Origin of the sequence: Acinetobacter sp. BY419 (assembly GCF_019038395.1) — a bacterium.
GTDB lineage: Bacteria > Pseudomonadota > Gammaproteobacteria > Pseudomonadales > Moraxellaceae > Acinetobacter.
Genome location: NZ_JAGFXZ010000001.1, coordinates 65,717 through 85,846, shown reverse-complemented (window position 1 = coordinate 85,846; position 20,130 = coordinate 65,717). Strand labels below are relative to the sequence as shown.

At 45.6% G+C, this 20,130-nt stretch carries 15 protein-coding genes, 2 tRNA genes and 1 pseudogene; 3 read left to right on the top strand and 15 right to left on the bottom strand.

Features of this window, described 5'->3' with window-relative positions; translation table 11 throughout:
* Positions 1–10: 10 nt before the first annotated feature.
* From KUG37_RS00395 to KUG37_RS00350, 10 genes and pseudogenes are all read right to left on the bottom strand, one after another.
* A complete protein-coding gene (locus KUG37_RS00395) occupies positions 11–286 on the bottom strand; it encodes a K+/H+ antiporter subunit F (protein ID WP_216936670.1) in 276 nt (91 codons plus the stop codon).
* Complete coding sequence (locus tag KUG37_RS00390; protein ID WP_216936671.1) at positions 283–801, bottom strand: Na+/H+ antiporter subunit E; 519 nt, start codon at positions 799–801, stop codon at positions 283–285. The genes KUG37_RS00395 and KUG37_RS00390 overlap by 4 nt, the downstream gene beginning before the upstream one ends.
* Entirely contained in the window at positions 801–2,609 is a 1,809-nt protein-coding gene (locus tag KUG37_RS00385) for a monovalent cation/H+ antiporter subunit D (protein WP_216936672.1), read from the bottom strand. The genes KUG37_RS00390 and KUG37_RS00385 overlap by 1 nt, the downstream gene beginning before the upstream one ends.
* Positions 2,609–2,974 carry a Na+/H+ antiporter subunit C gene (locus KUG37_RS00380; RefSeq protein ID WP_180077616.1) on the bottom strand — a complete coding sequence of 122 codons (366 nt, stop codon included), beginning with the start codon at positions 2,972–2,974 and terminating at the stop codon, positions 2,609–2,611. Before KUG37_RS00380 ends, KUG37_RS00385 begins: the two co-directional genes overlap by 1 nt.
* A gap of 4 nt (positions 2,975–2,978) precedes the next feature.
* Positions 2,979–5,816 (bottom strand): monovalent cation/H+ antiporter subunit A, encoded by a 2,838-nt coding sequence (locus KUG37_RS00375; protein ID WP_216936673.1) that lies wholly within the window; start codon positions 5,814–5,816, stop codon positions 2,979–2,981.
* Positions 5,817–6,198: 382 nt separating this feature from the next.
* Positions 6,199–7,583: pseudogene (locus KUG37_RS00370) on the bottom strand (ATP-binding protein).
* A gap of 41 nt (positions 7,584–7,624) precedes the next feature.
* Complete coding sequence (locus tag KUG37_RS00365; protein ID WP_216936675.1) at positions 7,625–9,127, bottom strand: UvrD-helicase domain-containing protein; 1,503 nt, start codon at positions 9,125–9,127, stop codon at positions 7,625–7,627.
* 15 nt (positions 9,128–9,142) lie between these two features.
* A complete protein-coding gene (gene hisIE, locus KUG37_RS00360; RefSeq protein ID WP_216936676.1) occupies positions 9,143–9,925 on the bottom strand; it encodes a bifunctional phosphoribosyl-AMP cyclohydrolase/phosphoribosyl-ATP diphosphatase HisIE in 783 nt (260 codons plus the stop codon).
* Positions 9,926–10,151: 226 nt separating this feature from the next.
* Entirely contained in the window at positions 10,152–11,039 is an 888-nt protein-coding gene (locus KUG37_RS00355) for an SDR family NAD(P)-dependent oxidoreductase (RefSeq protein ID WP_216936677.1), read from the bottom strand.
* Between the two features lie 295 nt (positions 11,040–11,334).
* A complete protein-coding gene (locus KUG37_RS00350; RefSeq protein ID WP_216936678.1) occupies positions 11,335–12,612 on the bottom strand; it encodes an O-acetylhomoserine aminocarboxypropyltransferase/cysteine synthase family protein in 1,278 nt (425 codons plus the stop codon).
* A gap of 309 nt (positions 12,613–12,921) precedes the next feature.
* Between KUG37_RS00350 and ettA the strand changes: the two genes are divergently transcribed.
* The gene (gene ettA, locus KUG37_RS00345) at positions 12,922–14,583 is read left to right on the top strand and encodes an energy-dependent translational throttle protein EttA (RefSeq protein ID WP_216936679.1); all 1,662 of its coding nucleotides are present in this window, start codon (positions 12,922–12,924) and stop codon (positions 14,581–14,583) included.
* A 73-nt stretch (positions 14,584–14,656) separates the two neighbouring features.
* On the opposite strand, the gene KUG37_RS00340 is transcribed toward ettA, so the two are convergent.
* From KUG37_RS00340 to KUG37_RS00320, 5 genes are all read right to left on the bottom strand, one after another.
* Positions 14,657–14,998 carry a hypothetical protein gene (locus KUG37_RS00340; RefSeq protein ID WP_216936680.1) on the bottom strand — a complete coding sequence of 114 codons (342 nt, stop codon included), beginning with the start codon at positions 14,996–14,998 and terminating at the stop codon, positions 14,657–14,659.
* 157 nt (positions 14,999–15,155) lie between these two features.
* Positions 15,156–15,231: transfer RNA gene (locus KUG37_RS00335), tRNA-Glu, on the bottom strand.
* A gap of 38 nt (positions 15,232–15,269) precedes the next feature.
* A tRNA-Ala gene (locus KUG37_RS00330) sits at positions 15,270–15,345 on the bottom strand.
* 57 nt (positions 15,346–15,402) lie between these two features.
* Positions 15,403–16,911 (bottom strand): glutamate--tRNA ligase, encoded by a 1,509-nt coding sequence (gene gltX, locus KUG37_RS00325; RefSeq protein ID WP_216936681.1) that lies wholly within the window; start codon positions 16,909–16,911, stop codon positions 15,403–15,405.
* 127 nt (positions 16,912–17,038) lie between these two features.
* On the bottom strand, positions 17,039–17,341 hold the full coding sequence (locus KUG37_RS00320; protein WP_216936682.1) for a hypothetical protein: 303 nt from the start codon (positions 17,339–17,341) through the stop codon (positions 17,039–17,041).
* A gap of 395 nt (positions 17,342–17,736) precedes the next feature.
* On the opposite strand from KUG37_RS00320, the gene KUG37_RS00315 reads away from it, so the two are divergent.
* Together KUG37_RS00315 and KUG37_RS00310 are read left to right on the top strand one after the other, a co-directional pair.
* Positions 17,737–18,738 carry a sulfate ABC transporter substrate-binding protein gene (locus KUG37_RS00315; protein WP_216936683.1) on the top strand — a complete coding sequence of 334 codons (1,002 nt, stop codon included), beginning with the start codon at positions 17,737–17,739 and terminating at the stop codon, positions 18,736–18,738.
* A gap of 244 nt (positions 18,739–18,982) precedes the next feature.
* Entirely contained in the window at positions 18,983–20,002 is a 1,020-nt protein-coding gene (locus tag KUG37_RS00310; RefSeq protein WP_216940068.1) for a sulfate ABC transporter substrate-binding protein, read from the top strand.
* Positions 20,003–20,130: the final 128 nt, after the last annotated feature.

The following is a 20,130-nucleotide window of genomic DNA, read 5'->3' as shown; positions in this document are numbered from 1 at the left end:
TTAAAAACTCCTAGTCGATCACATGGCCAGTGGTAAAATAACGTGCCAAGGCTGCAGTCGAAACAAAGCCCAGCATTGCAACCAGTAAGGCCTCTTCGAACAGGAAGGTGCTGCTCCAGTAAATTCCCAAAATGACAATCAGACAGGTTGCATTCAGGAACAGAGTATCCAGTGCCAACAGCCGGTCCACGATAGAAGGACCAATGATCAGCCGGATCAGGCAGAGTAACATCGAGACAGTGATAGCACCCAGACAAATCATTAATGCATAAGGAAGAATCGTCATGCTTTTTCTCCTGTCTGTGCGCTGAAAATTTCAATCAGAGGCTGTTCATAGCGCTGTTTGATGGTCTCGATTTCGGCTGCTTCGTCATCCGTGCTTAAGGCATGAACCAGAATATCGCCACGATCCTGGTCAATACCTGCAGATACTGTCCCCGGCGTTGTGGTAATAATCATCGCCAGCAAGGTATTGACTTCCTCATGTGCGGTTTCCAAAGGCACACGGAACCATTTCGGATGCAGATTTTTGGTTGGCCCCAAGACCAGTTTTGCGACTTTAAGATTGGCCACTACAATGTCCCAAACCACGACAAAGAACAGGCGCAGTGCAGGAGCCCACTGGATGTTCGGGGTATAGTCAATAAAAGGTGCGACCATTTTTGGAATCACAATCGCCAGAACCAGAGCTACAAATAATGTTCCGACCTCCAGATTGTGTTCCAGTAAAGTCCAGCTTAGTCCCACGATCACAGAAACCAGTGGATGCGGGAACCAACGTTGCAGGAATGATTCAGCCATTAAGGTCCCTCCACTGGTTTAAGTTGATTATCATCATATTTGATCTGTTCAACATACTGCTGGTCAATCTGGCGTTGCTTGAATTCGGAAATATTTTCACCTTCCAGGGTAGCTTCCGAAATCACATAAGGAATCAGATGCGCATTCGGATCGACTATCTCACCACCATATTTGGTTTCTGGTAAATAGCTCGGATCAAAAGGTTGCACACTAATAAACTGACCTTCTGAATCACGTTTCAATAGAGCCGCTTCATAGACCGGATTATTTTTGATCTGTTCTGCAGTCTGATAATTATATTGATAGATCGGTCCGGCAAATACAACATAGGCGGTTAAACCGGCAAGCAATAGATAAATCGCGCGATCATTACGTGCAGGAGCCTTGCTGGGTAAGGCTTCATATTTGTGGAAATCTTCAGAATTAAGATCATCCTCAGGCCTGGTCGAGCGCCAGAACAGCATAAAACCGACCCGGGTAAAGGCCAGAATGCTGAGGAAGCTCACCAACAGAATGGTCAGGATAATAACCATCTGATAGTCTGAATTGGCAGAAGCCTGCAAAATAAAGACTTTGCCAAAGAAACCACTAAAGGGTGGCAGGCCGGCCATCATCAAGGCAATAATGAAATAGACAATAGAAACCAGCTTATTCTGTTTCATCATCGGGGCGATTTTAAAATGATCTTTAAACTCACCGCGCTGTGAAGTAATCCAGCCTGACAGAATATAAAATGCTGCAGCAACCAGGGTGCTGTGCACCATATAATACAGTGCACCGGCCCAGGCCCCAGTTGTATTCATGCCAATCGCGACCAGAATGGTTCCGACTGAAGACAGCACCATAAAGCCGATAAAACGGCGCAGACGTTCTGTGCCAATTGCACAAATAACGCCATAAACTGAGGTAATCAGACCAATCACCAGTAGGCAGTTCATCAGAATTTGGTGGCTGTATTCATCATCAAAAACAGTCCCGTTAATCCGCAAAATCGCATAGACCCCGACTTTGGTCATGATAGTGAAGAGGGCTGCAACAGGTGTGGTGGCCACGGCATAGGTTTTGGGTAACCAGAAGCCAACCGGCAGCATCGCCGCTTTAATTCCGAAAACGACAAACAGCATCAATCCGCCGGCAACGGCCAGTTTGTGCTGATCATCTGCGAGGGTTGGCATTAAGCGGGCAACATCGGCCATATTCAGACTGCCGACACTGCCATAAATCATCCCGAGTCCAATCAGGAACATGGCAGAAGCTAACAGGTTAATGGTGACGTAATGGATTCCCAGCTGGAAACGCGCCTTGCCCTGTCCATGTAAGAGCAGCACATAAGATGCCATTAACAGAATTTCAAAGAACACGAACAGGTTGAACAAGTCACCGGTCAAGAAGGCACCGGTCAGGCCCATCAGCAGGAAATGTACCATGGCATGGAAATAACGGCCACGCGTATCCCATTCTTTACTGGCATACCAGACCACAGGTACTGCCAGGGCATAGGTTAAAACTAGCATCATCGCAGAGAGTTGATCTAGAACCAGTACAATTCCAAAAGGTGCGGCCCATTCGCCCAGCGTATAAACGCTGATCTGGCCCTGACTGCTGTCTATCAAATAACTGACGGCAATAATGAGGCCCAAGATGCTCGAAAGATGACTGATACCCCGACGCCAAGGCTGACGCCAGTCCGTGACCAGAGAGCCTGCACCCGGATTGCCTAAAAGTACCAGGACAAAAGCGGTAAAGGCAGGTAAAAGAATACTGAAAATAGGAGTATGCTGGGTCCAGAAGTTGAGAAGATCAGTCATTAAGGCTCATCCTCACGTGGGTCAATCTGAGGTGTTTCTTCTTTTGAATCAACGTGGTCTGTTCCTGATTCATAGCGGCTACGTAATGCTAGCTGGACAATAAAGGCAGTGGTGGCAAAGCCAATCACGATGGCGGTCAGTACCAGCGCCTGAGGAAGTGGATCGGTTACTCTGGAGGCTTCGGTTAATACCGCAGGTGAATTCATCTGAATTCGGCCCATGGCAAATAAAAACAGGTTGACCGCATAACCAATCATGGCCAAGCCCAGCACCACCGGGAAAGTACGGGCACGCAGGATCAGATAAATTCCGGTGGCAGTCAGCAGACCGATGGCAGAGGCTAATAAAAATTCTAAACTCATCATTCTATTATCCTCTTGGTACTGGACCAGTCATACTGGAGTGACGTGAGTCGCCCAGGACAGAAATCATCAGCATGGTCGCACCGACCACAGTGACATATACACCCACATCAAACAGAGCAGCCGAAGCCAGATGCATGTCTCCAAGGATAGGCGGAGAAACATAAATATGGGCGCTGGTCAGGAATGGGCGTGACCAGAACCAGGCCGCGACTCCGGTCGAACCGGCAATAATTAAACCGACGCCAATCCAGATTTCATACAGACGACCAGATTTTGCACCAAGCAACTGTTCGGTTTTGTCCTGCCCCACTGCGATATATTGAATAATGAGCGCCAGTGATGTTACCAATCCGGCAATAAATCCACCGCCTGGCAGGTTGTGGCCACGCATAAAGATATACAGGCTGACCACCAGTGCCACAGGCAAGATCCATGATGCAGTAATACGTAACATCAATGGGGAAGGGTTAAAACGATAGGTCAGACCCTGGGTCATGATGGTACCATGGGCACGCATCCCATCCATCAGGCTCAGGACACCAATGGCGGCAATCCCGAGTACGGTAATCTCACCGAAGGTATCGAAACCACGGAAGTCGACCAGAATTACATTCACCACATTGGTGCCACCGCCCAGCGGAATCGACTGTTGCAGGAAGAACCATGAAATGGAATTATGGTCACGGGTCATGATCAGCCAGGCGATTGCCGCAATACCGAGACCGCCCCCTAGAGCAATGATCGCATCACGCCAGCGACGGGTAGGACTGGACTCATAAGGCGTTAACTGCGGTAGCAGAGATAAGCTCATCAATAACAATACTGTGGTGACTACATCGACCGTAATCTGGGTGAGTGCCAAATCTGGTGCCGAGAAGCCAATAAAGACCATGGTCACCACCAGGCCGACTGCACCACTGATCAGTACCGCTTTAATCCGCTCATGATGGAACCATAACAGCATCCAGCAGGCAGAGAACAGTAACATCCACAAAACAATGGCCAGGGCAGGGGCATGGGTGAGTTCACGTGTACCGCCACCGACAGCATTCGTCACTAATGGGAAACCCACCAGTCCCACTGTAAGGATTACAATCCACAATAAATAGCTTTGTAATTTTCCATTTTCAGTGGCACGACGGAAACGGCGGGAATTCAGCAGCAGATTTTTCAAAAACAGATCGAACAGTACCCGGCCCTGCAAGCGGCCCAGTTTTGGATCTAAGTCGATTTCACGTAAGGTACCGCCTTTGGCGAGAGAAAAGTAGAAGATGACTCCGCCGATCAGGGCAATTGCACTCATCAACAGCGGCAGATTAAAACCATGCCAGAGTGCCAGATGGGTACCTTCAAAGGCAAAATTCTGGGTCGATGCCCGGGTTGAGCTGTTGACAATTTTTTCAACCAGAAGCGCGGGTAATATCCCCACCAAGATACATAAAATTGCCAATAAGGTTGCTGGTGCACGCATGCCAAACGGAGGTTCATGCGCATTTTTATTCGGAACCTCTTTGCCCAGCGGGCCATCGAAAAATACCCCATGTACCAGCCGAGTAGAATAGGCGACTGCAAAAATCCCGGCCAATGTTGCGACGATGGCTGAACCGACCATGACTGGACCACTCAAGTTCGCGACCAGTTCGGTAAAAAACATTTCCTTGGAGAGAAAACCGTTGGTTAGGGGAACACCCGCCATAGCCGCCGCCGTGATCATGGTCAGGGTGGCGGTATATGGCAGCAGTTGCCATAAGCCTGACAGCTTGCGCAAGTCACGCGTGCCCGATTCATGGTCGATAATTCCGGCAATCATGAACAGGGCCGCTTTAAAGGTGGCATGGTTAATAATATGGAAAATCGCTGCTGCAACGGCCAGTGGTGAACCAATCCCGAGCAGACACATGATCAGACCCAGATGGCTGATGGTGGAATAGGCCAGCAGGCCTTTCAGATCTTCCTTGAAAATGGCAAAGAAGGCAGCCATGCACAGGGTAAACAGACCGACAAAGGTCACAATATTATGAAACAGTGCAGCGCCGGCGAAGATCGGGAGCAAACGTGCAACCAGGAATAAACCGGCTTTGACCATGGTGGCCGAATGCAAATAGGCAGAGACGGGTGTCGGCGCGGCCATGGCATTCGGTAACCAGAAATGGAACGGGAACTGCGCACTTTTGGTAAAAGCACCGATTAAAATCAGCAAGAGCGTTGGTACAAATAAAGTATGAGACTGAATTTGATCGGTCATCTTCAGGATTTGATCAATCTGATAGGTACCCGTGATTTGACCGAGCAGGATAAAACCACCCAGCATGGCCAAACCACCCAATCCGGTAATGGTGAGCGCCATACGTGCGCCGCGTTGTGCAGCTTCGTAATTGCTCCAGTAACCCACCAGCAAGAAGGATGAAATACTGGTCAGCTCCCAGAAAACCAATAAAATAATCAGGTTATTCGACAATGAAATCCCGAGCATGGCCGCCATAAACAGCATTAGCAGAAGATACAGCTTGCTCAGTGAGTTTTTTGGATTCAGATAATAATAGGCATAAATATAAATCAGCGTACCAATCCCGCTGATCAGCAAGGCAAACAGCAGTCCCAGAGAGTCCAGACGGAAACTGAAATCGATGCCCAGCTGGGGCAGCCAGGACCAGGTCTGGGTAATCACTGCGCCGTCAAATATGGCAGGCGCCTGACTCAATAATAATAAGAAACTGCTGAGGCTGACACCAATTGCCCCTAAAGCCGTTACCCCGCGCGAAAATTGCTTCAGCCACGAGACAAGGGTTGTGCCTAATACTAACGGTAACAATATAATAATCGGCAGCACACTCGTATCCATTGTCGTGATTTAGGTTATGACCAACCTAGGGTGAATCTTTATCTTCCAAGGACTACAGGACCACAAGGAGCGACCCAAACTTCTCAATCTTGAAAGCCAAAAAGAATATTCAAAAAGAATATAAAGCAGTTGTATTGCGCAACTTATAAACGATAGCAAATTCCGATTTTACAATGAAATTCGCAAATAAAACCGATCATATTACAGGATAACAACAACATCAACGTTTTTATGTCCAACTTCTAAATTATACGTGAGCCCGCTTTTAAGCGCTGATGCCTGCTTAAACAGATCATCCAGAAGTGACCGAAAATTAAGATTAAATCTCAGGCATTGATTGTAAATGTAAATCAAAACAGTGGCTTTTATTTTATAAATTTGCCTAGAGCGACTGAGGTAGTGTCGGTTGAGAATCCTGGGCAAGTAAAGCCAGCAGTTCCTGTTGCTGTTCGGGATTGAGCTGTTCCCGGATCATTTGCAATATTGCAAGCGGTGTGACTGGTTCGGCAGCAGCTTCCAATAAGCTATCTTCGGGTAATAGGTCTTTATTGCACTGCAGTTCCAGTTCTGCATAGATCTGATCAAACTGGGTTTTCATGCTTTCAAGATGAATCGGTTGCAGCTGTTTATTTTCCAGTTTTAGACATTGAAAGGCTTGCGCCTGCTCCAGCAATTCAGGCCGGTTGCCGGTGGCAATAATTTGCAAGTGAGGAAATGCCTGATGCAGGCGGGACAGAATCACTGCTGCTGTCTCCTGATCCAGCTGATGATCAATGGCATCAATCAATAAAACGCCCGTGCCTTCCTGACAGGGAAATAGACTGTGGGGATTCAACAGGCAAAGACGCCGTACAATATCACCCACCAGTGCAATCCAGTTGCGGATACTGTTGGGCAGCTGCTGGAAGCTAAAAGTCTGCTGCTGATAGGTCACCATCAGTTGCAGCTTGGGCTGGTATTTTAAATAAATCTGGCTGACTTCGGGCAGAGGATCAGCGACAGGGCCTCTTTTAAAGCTGTGAGGTTCGGCGCATGCAGATGGGCCTGCGCTTTCTCGATCTGCCGGGCCAGTTCCTCTCCGCGAATATCTTCTGGTTGCTGCAAGGCACGCGCTAAAATCTGGTCCATGATCTTGGCACTTTGCGCATTTTCAATATCACTGATTTCACGAAACCATTCAAAAAAACGGGCAAAAGTGGTGAAAGGAATCGCAGCAATTTCGTAAGCATATGCGGGCTGGAAAATGGCTGGATTATTTTTGCTGAGCAAATTGACTTCATTGCTAAAACGTTCAGCAGGATAATAGGCTATCAATGGCAAGCCGAGCAGGGAATCCTGTAGCCGGGCTTTCTGATAAAGGCTGAGCATACTTTCAAGCTGTGAAGTTTCTGCTTTGCCAAAGCCCAAGCCGTGACTGTTTAAGGTCTTGTAGATCTGCCAGGAACAGCTTTGTAGGTGGGCAGGTTCGGCCTGATTCGATTCTGGCAAGCTGCCCATTTCCTCAGGAAAACCGATCCGGATATCAATTTTGGATTGCAGCCGGTTTTGCATGATGTCTTGATCTGCCATCACCAGACCTGCGGCACGGCTATCGCGATAACGGGCTGCAAACCAGGTCAGGGCCTGATAGCTAAAACGTAAAAGCGTAGTTTTCCCAGAAGCCTGATTGCCCAGAATCAAGGTGACCGGGCATTGCGGATAATTAAACTGTAGTTGAATATTGGAAAAATGCAGGGTGTGTTTCAGTTGAAGTGCTTCGATGTGCATAGATCACCTGTGCCATGATGTTTACATCCATGCCATGCACCTTAACCGACTGCCTGCCGAAGCGACTGTGGCATCTTGATCTTCAGTTGTTGAATCAGGTCATAAATGTGATGAATATTTAAACTCACTTTAGCACGTGTACAGGCCACGTAAAGTAATCTTAATTCCTCATCACTAATTTTATGATCTTTTTCATTCAGCTTGAATTGATAGTCATCTTCAATATGGACCCGATCCCACTCCAGGCCTTTGGCCTTGTGTGCAGTGGAAATAATATAGTCGGCCTGAGCAATCGGCGTGATTTTGGCCAGGGCTTTTTTTAGTGGATCGGTACCATGCTCATCCACCAGTTTGACCAGAGGCTTGATATCACTGCCTTCATTGGTTTCACAGTATTCATGTACATCATGCCAGGAGTTAAACCAGGCCAGTTCCGGGACATCAACGACCCGTTTGCCCTGTTTCAGCATCGCAGCCGCATCGACAAAACGATTCAGCTTGACATGATCGGCTTGCAGGCTGACTTTATCACCGCGTACCAGTCCGGCCAGTAACAGTTCCATGGCACGGGCATTGGTCCGGCACAGAATCGCATCGCGCATTTTAGTATGTGGTTTATTGACCACTTTGGAATCTAAAAGAGGATTGCCGAGTAAAGGCACCGTTTCATTGAGTGCACCTAAAATAGCATTGGCATTCAGGGCAATTTCAGGGCCAAAACGGAAGGATGTGGTCAGGCGCGATTCAGGTAAAGGCAGTCGCTGCATGGCATTCACCGCACCACGCCAGGCATAGATCTGCTGATGTGCATCCCCGACATAAATCACCTGGGTGCTGCGCTGTTTCAGCAGAATCCCCAGCATTAGGGGATCGGCATCCTGTGCTTCATCGAACAGCACATAATCGGCTGGAATATTGGGTTCGGACAGCGCCCAGAGTTTCAGGTAAATATCGTGTCCGATACCGGCCTGATGATTCGGATCAATTGACTCTAGCCAGCGTCGTTCTACGGCTGGATAAAGTTTCTTCTGCAAAGTCTCGATATCATCCGGATGCAACCAGCTCGGTGCCTGAATATGCCGCGGAGCAGGGTACTGCGAACTGGTCGAACAGAAATAGCCAACCGCATTCGCCACCAGACTGGCCAGACGCGAAGGCATCAGCACATATTTCTCGTAACGCCCGCCCATCATACGGCGCATGGTCATCGGTTCTAGGCGGTATTCTTTGGCAATAAAACTTGGACTCAAGCGTGGCAGGCGCAGCTTGTCGGTGATTCCACGTGGAACACTGCGAAAGGCCAGGGAGTGAAAGGTCCGGCAATCCACCCCCCGATGAAACTTGGATTGCGCTTCACTGGCAATGGCTTTGTTGAAAGCCAGATACATACCACGCCGTTCAGGCATGGCATCACTGATCATTTGCAAGGTGGTGGTTTTACCTGTGCCCGCATAGGCAATCACCTTAAAGGATTTACCCAGACGTGCGTTATCAATGGCAGTGGCCTGCTCATAGGTCGCGGTCGGTTTTTGAAGATCAGACACAGATGAATTCAAGGCTTAATGCTGACGATTGGCTTTTTCAACCAGACCGGATAAGCCTTGGCGACGTGCCAGTTCATTTAACACCAATTGTACATCCAGATCGAAATAGCCGAGCATTACAATGGTATGGAACCAAAGATCTGCGACTTCATAGATCAAATCATTTTTATGGTCTGCAGAAGCATCCTGATCAAAATCTTTCGCTGCCAGCACAGTTTCAAAGCTTTCTTCACCCACTTTTTCCAGAATCTTGTTCAAACCTTTATGGTAGAGCTTGGCCACATAAGAGGAATCCGGATCGGCCTGTTTGCGTTCTGCCATCATTTGGCCCAGATAAGACAACACTTCAACCTGTTCAGACTGGGCTGTTGACGCATTCATGGCAAGCGTATGCGGATTCGTGGATTTTTCGCCATAAATCGCAGACGGATCTTTCAGCTGTGCATCGACAATTTCCCAGCCATTTGGCGTAAGCTTGCGATAGAAGCATGATTCACGGCCGGTATGACAGGCAATGCCGCCATGCTGTTCAATTTGCAGTACAATCACGTCGGCATCGCAGTCCAGACGGATTTCATGTACGGTCTGAAAATGTCCTGATTCTTCGCCCTTATGCCACAACTTGTTGCGTGAACGGGAGAAATACACTGCCTGATTTTTTTCGGCAGTTAAAGCCAATGCTTCACGGTTCATCCAGGCCACCATCAACACACGTCCAGTTTGATGATGCTGGGCAATGGCAGGGACTAATCCTTGTTCGTTAAATTTTACTTCATCGAGCCATTGCGCGTTGTTCATAAGGGTTTCCATCATTTCAATCAAAATATAAAAATACGGATAGGAAATATCCGCTGATAGTGTACGTGATCTCGCAGCATTTGCGGCAAAAATCTGTGTTGATCAGGACAGGCTGTGTCGTGGTTTTTTAAATCAGTCCACTTTATTCCAGATCTTGCAAAACTGAGACAGAGAAAAGCCGCCCGGTCGGCGGCTCGCATTTCCATTCAACTATCCGTATCAAAAATTACCAGTGTTCGCCCGGGAACAGACGCGCATATGCTTTTTGCACCAAGTTTAATTTTTGTGATTGGCCCACAGATGCACTTGAACTTGGAAACAGGTTAAAACCAATGGACATCAAGACATTGTTGATATCTGGAGCAATTGAATAGGTAATGGATGCCAGACGGCCCAAACCGGTCGCGACTTTCTTCGGCCGCTTCATAATTGCATAGGCAATCAGGTCGGCCGCCTGTTCTGGAGAAAGCGTCGGGACATATTTATAGATTTTGGTTGGTGCAATCATCGGGGTGCGCACTAAAGGCATATAGACCGACGTGATTGCGATTTTATGCGCATGCACTTCAGCAGACAGGCAGCGGCTAAAGGCATCCAGCGCAGCTTTTGAAGCCACATAGGCCGAAAAACGGGTTGCATTGGCCAGCACGCCAATCGAACTGATATTGATGATATGACCCGCGCGGCGCATCATCATTTGTGGCAGGATATTCATCACCAGACGCACCGCACCAAAATAATTTAGCTGCATGGTACGTTCAAAATCATGGAAACGATCTACCGATTCATGCACGGCACGGCGAATCGAACGACCCGCATTATTAATCAGAATATCAATATGGTCGACTGAAGCAATGATCTGCTTAGATACTTCGTCAATCGCTTCCATATTGTTTAAATCACACGGAAATATCGAGGCTTTACCGCCTTTTGCTTCAATTTCTGATTTTACTTGTTCTAGGGTTTCTTGAGTACGGGCTACCAGTAAAACATGGGCACCTGCATCGGCCAGTTGATGTGCTGTCGTTAAGCCAATACCGCTGGATGCACCAGTAATCAGGACAGTTTTACCTGCAACACATTTTTCCAGTTGTTTGTGTAGTCTAGTTTTCACGTTTGTTATCCCTAATTTGAAGTCAGCGTTCAAATTATTTTTATTAAAGGTCTATGGCGCTCTAACAGAAAATGAGAGCGAAGGTGAGTACAGATATGATAAACAATTCTTCAGGAAAATCTATACAATAAACTATTGAAATTAAAATAAAAATTAGAGTAATTGCTCTATTTATGTTCGTTATTTCATTTAACTTTTACCATGAAAATAAAAAGCAAAGCAAGTGGCTGTTTTAGAAAATAAATAAAAAACCTCATCAGAAATGATGAGGTTTCGAGTCAGTTTGAGTACTGCTTTAAACGGTTGCCAATGCCTGTTCCAGATCGGCAATCAGGTCGTCAATATGCTCAATTCCAATGGAGAGTCGTACCATATCTTCACTGACACCGGCAGATTTCAGTTCTTCAGTATTGAGCTGACGATGTGTGGTGGTAGCGGGGTGACAGGCCAGACTTTTGGCATCACCGATATTGACCAGACGTGTAAACAGTTGCAGGGCATCAATAAAACGGGTGCCACCTTCAAGACCATGCTGGACCCCAAAAGTCAGAATGGCAGACGGTTTACCTTTCACATATTTTTGCGCCAGGGCATGTTGCGGATGATCTTTTAAACCGGCGTAATTGACCCATTTCACTTTAGGATGTTTTTGCAGATATTCTGCCACTTTTAGTGCGTTTTCGGTATGACGTTCCATCCGCAGGCTTAAGGTTTCCAAACCTTGCAGAATTAGAAACACATTCTGCGGACTAATCGCAGCACCGGTATTGCGTAAAGGCACTACACGGGCACGGGCAATATAAGCCGCCTCGCCCAGCACTTCGACATAGTTTACGCCGTGATAGCTTGGATCTGGTGTATTGAGGGCAGGGAAGCGTTCAGGATATTTCCCCCACGGGAATTTGCCGCTGTCGACAATGATGCCACCAATTGAATTGCCATGACCGCCGATATACTTGGTCAGGGAATGCACTACAATATCAGCACCAAAATCGAAAGATTTCTGTAATATCGGGGTGGCAACGGTATTGTCCACAACCACAGGTACACCATATTCGTGCGCAATTTTTGCAATTTCTTCTAAATCAATAATATTGCCGAGCGGGTTACCAATGGATTCGACAAAGACCAGTTTGGTTTTTTCATCAATCAGGTCACGCAGACTTTCCGGTTTTTCATAATCAAAGAAACGGACTTCAATGCCTTGTTTGGGCAGGGTGTGCGCAAACAGGTTGTAGGTGCCACCATAAAGCGTTGATACTGAAGCAATATTATCTCCTGCTTCAGCAATGGTTTGAACCGCATAGGTAATGGCAGCCATACCAGAGGCTAAAGCGAGTGCCCCAATCCCGCCTTCCAGTGCTGCTACACGTTGTTCAAGTACTGCAGTGGTCGGGTTCATAATCCGGGTATAGATATTCCCCTGCACCTTTAAATCAAACAAATCGGCCCCATGTTGAGTATTGTCAAAGGCATAAGATGTGGTTTGATAAATCGGCACAGCCACTGCCTTGGTGGTTGCTTCTGGGGTATAGCCCGCGTGAATCGCTAAAGTTTCAGCTTTATAACTCATGAGATTTAGTCTTCTGGTGTTTTTGATTTTTGAAAAGATTAGCATAAAAGCATATGAGTAAAAGCGTATATTTATTCAAATGCATATCTGCTTTATTCATATATTGCCTTAAAAAGCATACGCGTTAATCCGGCTAAAGTGTTGTTTAAAAAGTAATCAAAATAAAACTTGTTACAATAGGCTTAAGTTCGTATCTATGGCTTATGTTTTCAGCACATTCTGCGTATAATAGCCGATTATTTTTTCGCTCTTTTTTGAGCTGGGGTCGTTGTTATAACCCCATTTGGTTTTTCAGTTGAGGAGTCCTACGTGGCCCAATATATTTATACGATGAACCGAGTATCTAAGATGGTTCCGCCTAAGCGCGAAATCCTGAAAGATATCTCCTTATCATTTTTCCCAGGCGCAAAAATTGGTGTGCTTGGTCTAAACGGTGCAGGTAAGTCTACCTTGCTTCGTATTATGGCGGGCGTAGATAAAGATTTCTCTGGTGAAGCACGTGCACAACCAGGTATCAAAATCGGTTATCTTGAGCAAGAGCCACCGCTAGATCCAAACAAAGATGTTCGTGGTAACGTTGAAGATGGTTTACGTGAACCGTTAGATGCTTTGGCTCGTCTTGACGAAGTATTTGCTGAATATGCAGCTGAAGATGCTGACTTTGATGCACTGGCAAAAGAGCAGGAAAAGCTGGAAGCGATTATCCAGACTTGGGATGCGCATAACCTTAGCAACCAGATGGATCAGGCGGCTGCAGCCCTGAATCTTCCTGCATGGGATGCAGATGTGAAGTTGCTTTCAGGTGGTGAACGCCGTCGTGTTGCACTGTGTCGTCTGCTTCTGTCTAAACCTGACATGTTGCTTCTGGATGAACCGACCAACCATTTGGATGCAGAGTCTGTATCTTGGCTGGAACGTTTCTTGAAAGACTTCCAGGGCACCATCGTGGCGATTACGCATGACCGTTATTTCCTGGATAACGTGGCGGAATGGATTCTGGAGCTTGACCGTGGTATGGGTATTCCATATCAAGGTAACTACTCTTCTTGGCTGGAGCAGAAAAATGCCCGCTTAGAGCAAGAGAACAAGCAGGAAGAATCTTTTGCTAAGGCATTGAAAAAAGAACTTGAATGGGTTCGTTCAAATGCTAAAGGTCAGCAAAAGAAAAACAAAGCGCGTATGGAGCGTTTTGAAGAGCTTAACTCTAAAGAATTCCAGCAACGTAACGAAACTTCTGAAATCTACATTCCACCTGGTCCACGTCTGGGTAACAAGGTTGTAGAAGTTGAAGGTATCAGCAAATCGTTTGATGGTCGTTTACTATATAAAGACTTAACTTTTACAGTTCCACCAACTGCGATTGTCGGTATCGTGGGTCCGAACGGTGCGGGTAAAACTACACTGTTCCGTATGATGACCGGCGAGCAACAACCAGATACCGGTACGGTAACACTGGGTGAATCGGTTAAAGTGGCTTATGTAGGTCAGATCCGTGACACGCTAGACAACAACAAAACCGTCTGGGAAGAAGTGTCTGGCGGTCTGGATATCTTGCGTATTGGCGATTATGAAATTGCTTCACGTGCTTATATCGGTCGTTTTAACTTCAAGGGCCAAGATCAGCAAAAACGTGTTGGTGAATTGTCAGGTGGTGAGCGTAACCGTTTGCAACTTGCCAAAATCCTGCAAATGGGCGCAAACGTGATCCTGCTGGATGAACCGTCAAACGACTTGGATATCGAAACCTTGCGTGCACTTGAGGATGCCATTCTGGTATTCCCGGGTACTGTAATGGTGGTATCGCATGACCGTTGGTTCCTGGACCGTATTGCAACCCACATCCTGTCATTTGAAAATGAAACTCCTGAATTCTACGAAGGTAACTATGCAGAATATGAAGCATATCGCCAGTCGCGTTTAGGTGAAGATGCGGCACAAAAACGTACCAAATACAAGAAAATCGGTGGTTAATCCCTGATTTTAATGTAAAAAAACCAGCCTGCGGGCTGGTTTTTTTTATGCGTATTGCATACTGAATGGGAAATTAGATGTCCCACTCATGACTGCATTCACGGCATTTCCATTTCTTTTGTGTTTGCATGAATGCCTGCATTGAAATTTTAAAATCAGGTAAGTCCTTATAGAACATAAAGCCTGCAATCAAAGAAAGAATAAAGACGATCACAGTCGCAGTCTGTAAAGTAGTACCTGCACCATCGCCAAAAGCCCACATCGCGATACTAATGATGACCAGCAATAGTAAAAGGAACAGGGCGGGCACCAGAAACATTAAGCTTTTAGGAACCACTGGACGTGGAGCTGCTTGACCTGGCTGGGCCACTGGCATGATTTTCGGGCTTTGACACTTAGGGCAACGATATTGCATTACAACTCCAAAATTTTGAATTACTGATTATTTTATCGGAAGATGCGGAGAAACCGAAATATTGCCCAACATAAAATATACAGGCAATAAAAAACCCAAGTCGCGATGCTTGGGTTTTTTATAAGATCACCATAATATGGTATGGTCATCTTGAATATGGCGTCCCTACGGGGATTCGAACCCCGGTTACCGCCGTGAAAGGGCGATGTCCTAGGCCTCTAGACGATAGGGACAATTGAGGCAAATTACACAGCTAAAGCAAGACTTGATTTGGTGGAGTCAAGGAGGATCGAACTCCTGACCTCTACAATGCCATTGTAGCGCTCTACCAACTGAGCTATGACCCCAGTCTGTGTGAGCGCTATATTAGGGATATCGCGCTCACACGTCAACACAAAAATTAATTAAGCTTGATCAACTGCTTCATTTTTCGGCAATTTTAAGCTTTCATTGAGTTTTTCCCAGACTTTTAGCTCTTTTTTACTTGGACCACCAACAATTTCCAGGGCATGACGCAGGCGTGCAAAGGTTAAATCCGGACCAATGGTCACCATCGTTTGCATGACTGGCGTAGATGCAGTCGAACCGGCAATCGCAATAAAGAACGCTGGCATAAAGTCGCGTAACTTGATTTCCATCTGTGTCGCCAAGTCCATCAAAGTTTGGCTGACCGTGTCGTTGTTCCAGCTAAACAAGCTTTCTAAACGCCAGATTGCAAATTGCAGACTTTGGCGTACCTGTTCATCTGACAGTTTTTTGCTTACAAACTGTTCTTTGGTCAGGGTCGGGAAGTGGTTAAAGTAATGTGCAGACCAGTTCACCGCTTCAGACAACAGGTTAATACGGGGTTGAATCGCAGCTGCAATTTCTTCTAATTTGGCACGATCCGCTTTCCATGCCAGCAAGGTGTCGAGCAGTTCAGCCGGACTCAAGGCCTTGATCCATTGACCGTTCAGCCAGTTGAGTTTTTCGACATCAAAGATCGGACCACCCAGTGATACACGTTTGATATCAAAATCTTCGATCATTTCTGCCAAAGTGAATTTTTCACTTTCATCTGGCATTGACCAGCCCATACGACCCAAGTAGTTCAACAAGGCTTCAGGCAGTACGCCGATGTCTTTGTAGTAGTTGATTGAGGTTGGATTCTTACGTTTAGACAGCTTGGATTTATCCGGGTTGCGTAGCAGTGGCATGTGGCACAGTACCGGCATTTCCCAACCGAAATACTGGTAAAGTAGCTGATGTTTCGGTGCAGATGGAATCCATTCTTCACCACGAATCACGTGGGTGATTTGCATTAAGTGGTCATCCACGACGTTAGCCAGGTGGTAGGTTGGCAGCCCATCGGTTTTCAGCAGGATCTGCATGTCCACTTGTGCCCATGGAATCTCGACTTCACCCCGCAGCATGTCATTAAACTTACATACACCTTCAGTCGGTACTTTCATGCGAATCACATGTGCTTCGCCAGCAGCCAAGCGACGTTCAACTTCTTCCTGAGTAAGATTCAGACCGCGACCGTCATAACGTGGAGACTCACCGCGTGCCTGCTGTTCTGCACGCATTTGATCCAGTTCTTCTAGGGTAGCGAAACAGTAGAAAGCATGGCCTTTCTCGACCAGTTCCAATGCATAATTTTTATAGATATCCATGCGTTCTGACTGACGGTACGGTGCATGCGGGCCACCCACATCAGGACCTTCAGACCAGTTCAGACCAAGCCAGCGCAATGAATCCAGAATCATTTTTTCAGATTCAGGCGTTGAGCGCAGTTGGTCGGTATCTTCGATCCGAAGAATGAATTCACCACCGTGCTGTTTGGCAAAACATAAGTTAAACAGGGCGATATAGGCAGTACCTACATGCGGAAAACCAGTAGGAGAAGGTGCAATACGAGTACGAATAGTCATAGCCGGATCTAATCTTGAATATAAAATTGTAACTATTATAGCGAAAAAGCCACTTCACTTAATGCTTTATTCAACATTGAGTAATGTGGCTTTTAAATCTGGACGTATTCAGCTCTTTTGGCGCTGATTAAGAAGGATCGCTCAAAAAAATACTTTGTACAAAACGGGTAAAACGATAATTCTGTGCTGCCAAGAAATTTTGCGAAGGTGCAACTTTAAGGGCAGTTAAGACTTTTAAATTATCTTCTGTATGGAGTGTTTTTTCACTTTTTTGTTGCTGAATCGCTTTTTCAATCGGCGATGCCTTGCTTTCAGCGGTGCTTACTACAGTCTTCGGCAAATCTGTCTTCACAACCACGGCATGACCGAGCTGAATCGAAAACAACATAATCAGGCTTAGGATGCTGGCTGTGAATAATTTAAATTTCATATCCAAACTTCCTCCTTACTTCTGGTTGGTTTTATTTTGTTAAAAATGTTTTTTTTAATACTCTGTCTACAATTTAATCACAGTTGGTCATAAAGAAGTAGAACCAAGTCACATTTTTTACAAAAGAAATTATATAACTCTGTGGAAAATTACTAAAAAAACGTAATTTCCTGTTTTAGTGGCCTATTTTTAACAGAAAACTGTGAAGACAACGTGAAGAACTGTCTTATATTGTAGCAGAATATTACTTTTCTAGCAGAATATGTATCTGGATTTAATTGTTACCAGATATCTGAAAATCAGAAATAGATTGTGTATTTTGTTATAAGCATATGATTGTTATGTTAATTTTTGATTTGTATAGTGCTGCTATATAAACAATTGAGTTACATAAGATGAAAAGAATAATAGCATCAACAATCTTGACAATTTTAGCTGGAACAGCAGTACAAAATTCCATCGCCAAAGATTTCCTGAATGTGTCTTATGACCCGACCCGTGAATTTTATCAGGAATATAACGAAGAATTTGGCAAGTTCTGGAAGCAGAAAACCGGACAGACGGTTAATTTTAAGCAGTCGCATGGCGGTTCAGGCAAGCAGGCGCGTTCAGTTGTCGATGGTTTGCAGGCCGATGTGGTGACCTTGGCCTTGGCCAATGATATCGAAGAAATCGTCAATGCAGGTTTAATCGAGAAAGGCTGGCAAAAAGATTTTCCGAGCAATTCGGCGCCTTATACTTCTACGATCGTATTTTTGGTACGCAAAGGGAATCCAAAGCAAGTCAAAGACTGGAATGATCTGACCAAACCGGGTGTGGAAATTATTACCCCGAACCCGAAAACTGGTGGCGCACCGCGTTGGATCTATCTGTCTGCGTGGGGCTATGCGCTGAAGCAACCCGGTGGCAATGAGGTCAAAGCCAGAGAGCTGGTGAAAAAACTTTATCAAAATGTCAAAGTACTCGACTCCGGTGCCCGGGGTTCACTGACGACTTTTGCCGAGCGCGGTATTGGTGATGTGCTTTTATCCTGGGAAAATGAAGCCTTGCTGGCAACGCAGGGTCTGGGCAAAGACAAGTACGATATCGTCTATCCATCGATTTCAATTCTGGCTGAGCCATCGGTGGCGATTGTCGATAAAAACGTCAATAAAAATGACACGATCCATCTGGCCAAAGGGTATTTGAACTATTTATATTCACCGAAAGGGCAGGAGCTTGCTGCAAAATATTTCTTCCGTCCACGCGATGCCAAAGTGGCTGCCAAATATTCAGCCCAATTCCCGAAAATCCAGACCTTCACTATTGATAAAGTCTTTGGAGGCTGGGCCAAAGCGCAAAAAGCGCATTTTGTAAATGGGGCGATCTATGATCAAATTTATAATGAAAAAAGATAAGTAAGCAGTGGTTTATAAGGAGATAAAGAAAATGGCGAAGTGATTATCCATTTTCTTTATATCTAATGCATAAAATTCTATATATTAGAGATAAGTAGAATAATAAATAACATTTTTCTTTTAAAAACATCATATTAATAAAGAAAACCTTTTATTTTATCGTGTTTTGATGCGCAATGCTGAATTGCGATAAATGATTTTATTTCATATAGTTATATTTAATGAAGATAAACTCTGTGTTGCCATGAAAACTCAATTAAAATTGTTCTTTAGTGCTGCCTTATTGGCGACTGGTTTAGGTATGACAGCTACTGCTTCACAAGCAGCAGACCGTCAATTTCTGAATGTATCCTATGATGCCACGCGCGAGTTCTATGATGAATTTAACAAATCATTTGGAACTTACTGGAAAAACCGCACAGGTCTGGATGTGAATTTTAAGCAGTCACATGGGGGGTCGGGCAAGCAGGCACGTTCAGTGGTTGATGGCCTGAAAGGCGATGTGGTGACTTTGGCGCTGGCCAATGACATCGAAGAAATTGTGAAATCTGGCCAGATTCAGCCAGGTTGGCAAAAAGAATTTCCGCATAACTCGGCACCTTATACCTCAACTATCGTATTCATGGTCCGCAAGGGCAACCCGAAAGGCATCAAGGACTGGAGTGATTTAACCAAACCTGGTGTGCAGATTATTACCCCTAACCCGAAAACCGGTGGTTTGCCGCGTTGGGTGTATCTGTCTGCATGGGGTTATGCCGAGAAACAGCCAGGCGGTAATAAAGCCAAAGCGCAGGAATTTGTCGGCAAACTCTATAAGAACGTGAAGGTGATGGATTCTGCTGCACGTGCTTCAATGACCACCTTTGCCGAACGTGGGATTGGCGATGTATTATTGACCTGGGAAAATGAAGCCTTAGTTACGCAAAAGACCTTGGGTAAAAACAAGTTTGATATCGTTTATCCATCGATCACGATTTTGACTGAACCGTCAGTGGCGATTGTGGATCGTACCGTAGAAAAAAATGGTAATAAGTGGTTAGCAACGGGTTATATCAATTACCTGTATTCACCATTGGGTCAGGAGATGGCGGCTAAACACTTCTATCGTCCACGTAATGAAAAAGTATTGGCCAAGTATTCGGCACAGTTTCCGAAAATCAAAACCTTTACCATTGATGAAGTCTTTGGTGGCTGGGCCAATGCACAGAAAACCCATTTTGCAAATGGTGCAATTTTCGACCAGATTTATAACAGCAAACGTTAATTGATCTGCGAAGTCATCTGGATTGAAAAAAGCCTCCAAAACGGGAGGCTTTTTTGTGGTCAAAAATGCTGAAACGGTTTTCTCTATAGAAAGTAATATTTATCTACAAAAAGTCGTTTGGAGCTTTG